Raw genomic sequence first — 2550 nt, 5'->3', positions numbered from 1 at the left:
GCCCCCCCACCCGGCAGAGGATCAGCGCGGCTCCTGCCCGCAGGCGTAGGCCAGCGGGGCCAGCAGCTCCTCCACGGCCGGCAGCCACCGGTTGGCCGAGCTCGGCGGCCGCACCCACCGCACCGAGCCGCGCGACCCGACCCGGGTGGGCGGCGCGGCCACGAAGTCGCCCTCGCCCCTGACCGTCAGCTCGGGCCCGACCGTCCCCCAGCCCAACTTGCGCAGCAGCCCGGGGACCTTGGGCGCGCCACCGGGAGCGACGAGGAACTGCATCCGGCCGAACGGCGTCTGCGTGACCGGGCCGCAGGACGCGCTCATCCGCTCCATCCGCGCCAGCGCCAGGCAGCCCGCCGTCTCCGACACCTCCAGGACGTCGAACGAGCGGCCCGTCGGCAGCAGGATCGCCGCCCACGGCTCCTCGGTCCACAGCCGGCGGGCGGCGGCCACACTGCCCGTCGCCTGCGCGGTCCAATCGGGGCGCGTGGGGTGTGCGCCGGGCGCGCGGCACCCGGGGACGGCGCACGAACAACTGACCCGCCCGCCACGCGTCTCGAGCCAGGTGCCGGGCAGGACGTCCCAGCGGCGCTCGTCGGTGTAGCGGACGGCGTGCTCCAGCGGTGATTCGGCACGTCGGGCGGTCAGGGTGGGGGACATCGAGGACATGGGGGACATGGGCGGGCTGGTGACTCGCGAGGAGACTCCGATGGGCTTATCCACAACCGCCCCAACGCTGATTGCTCCGGATGGGTTACGGCCCGGCGCGCGACTGGCGTGTTCTGGCTGGTCCCGCACGCGGGGCGCATCGGTGCATCGGGAGGGGCATACGGGATGGAGCCGGGCCGGCACGGGCAGTGATGTGCCGGGATCTCCCCGGGCAGCCCGTCAGCAAGGGAGCCGGTGATGACTGCAAGACCACCGTCCGCGAGTTTTCTCCCCCCGGTCTCGACCGGAAGGCGCCACCAGGGCGTGCCACCTGCCCGCCAGCCGAACGAGAGACTGCTGTCTCTGATCCGCGAGGCCGGCTGCTCCAACGCCGGGCTGGCGCGCCGCGTCAACATGTGCGCGGCCGAGCGCGGCCTCGACTACCGCTACGACAAGACGTCCGTCGCGCGCTGGATCCGCGGTCAACAGCCGCGCGGCCGCGCCCCCGAGATCATCGCCGAGGCGCTGGGCCGCAAGCTCGGTCGCGCGGTGAGCGTCGACGAGATCGGCATGGGCACCTCCCGCCAGCTCACCTCGGCGGTCGGCCTGCACTTCGCCGCCGGCCTCGCCGAGAGCGTCGAACAGGCCGCCGAGCTGTGGCGGTCCGACGTGATACGCCGCGAGGCCGCCGACACCGCGGGTCCCTACGCGGCCGGCAGCGCCCAGGTCGCCCCGTCGGCCCTCGTCGAGCCCAGCCGCGACTGGCTGATCACCCCGGCCGACCCCGAGGTGGCCCGCGCCTCGGGACCGCGGGTCGGCGCCGCCGACGTGGAGGCCGTGCGGGCCACCACGGCGGCTCTGATCGACCTCGACCGGCGCTGGGGCGCCGGCCACGTCAGGCCGGTCGTCGTGCACTACCTGAACAGCGTGGTCGCCGGGCTGCTCGGCGGCTCCTACCGGGAGGCGGTGGGCCGCGAGCTGTTCGGGGCCGCCTCCCGCCTCACCGAACTGGCCGGCTACATGGCGGTGGACACCGGCCTCCCCGGCCTCGCCCAGCGCTACTACATCCAGGCGCTGCGCCTCGCCCAGGCGGCCGGCGACCGGGGCTTCGGCGGCTATGTGCTGGCGGCCGGGATGAGCCATCTCGCCGCCGAACTCGGCAATCCGCGCGAGGTGATCCAGCTGGCCAGGGCGGCCCAGGAGGGCACCCGCGGCCGGGTCACCCCGAGGGCCGAGGCGCTGTTCCTGGCCGCCGAGGCGCGCGGCCACGCGCAGCTCGGCGACCGGGAGAGCTGCCGGCGGGCGGCCGCGTCGGCGCTGGCCGCCTTCGAGCGGGCGGGCGACGCGTCGGGCGACGAGCCGGCGTGGGTCGCCCACTACGACGGCGCGTACCTGGCGGACGAGCTGGCCCACTGCCACCGCGACCTCGGCCAGGGCCGGGCCGCGCAGCAGCGGGCGTCCGAGGCGCTGGCCGGGCACCCGCACGGCCGGGCCAGACGGCGCGCGGTGGGCCTGTTGCTGCTCGCCACGGGGCAGTTGCAGGAGGGTGATCTGGAACACGCCTGCCAGACGGCCGACGAGGCCGGCTCGCTGCTGCACGGGCTGCGATCCGGCCGCGGTGCCGAGTACTTCTCGGACTTCAGGAGCCGTCTGGAACCACACCGGAGCGAGCCGCGGGTGCGGGAGTTCACGGCTCGTTGGCAGTCGCCCTGACCCCAGGGCGACTTGACGACCGGGCCGCGGCGCCACGACTCTCCTGGGGAGCCGGTAGCGTGGCCCGGCGAACCGGCCTGGAACGAGCGAGGAGCCTCGGGTGACCACCCACAGCGGACACGATGACGAGGCCCGCGAGGGCGTGATACTGCCGCCGGCGAACAGTGACCCGTGGCCGCCCACCCCCGCCTCGGC

At 75.4% G+C, this 2550-nt stretch carries 2 protein-coding genes; one reads left to right on the top strand and one right to left on the bottom strand.

Annotated features, from left to right (window positions below; genetic code table 11):
- Nucleotides 1-21: 21 nt before the first annotated feature.
- Nucleotides 22-672, bottom strand: a complete 651-nt coding sequence (locus E1283_RS35075; protein WP_132822209.1) for a bifunctional DNA primase/polymerase — start codon at nt 670-672, stop codon at nt 22-24.
- A 294-nt stretch (nt 673-966) separates the two neighbouring features.
- Between E1283_RS35075 and E1283_RS35070 the strand changes: the two genes are divergently transcribed.
- Nucleotides 967-2355 (top strand): NsdA family TPR-like regulatory protein, encoded by a 1389-nt coding sequence (locus E1283_RS35070; RefSeq protein WP_132822208.1) that lies wholly within the window; start codon nt 967-969, stop codon nt 2353-2355.
- The last annotated feature ends 195 nt before the right edge of the window (nt 2356-2550 follow it).

The sequence above is a fragment of the Streptomyces hainanensis genome, assembly GCF_004348415.1.
GTDB classification, from domain to species: Bacteria; Actinomycetota; Actinomycetes; order Streptomycetales; family Streptomycetaceae; genus Streptomyces; species Streptomyces hainanensis.
Note: the sequence above shows the minus strand (reverse complement) of the source record. Positions and strands in the feature narration are given on the sequence as shown.

Coding starts and splice junctions, on each gene's coding strand:
- E1283_RS35075 (WP_132822209.1), bottom strand. CDS start 672: ATGTCCCCCATGTCCTCGATGTCCCCCACCCTGACCGCCCGACGTGCC.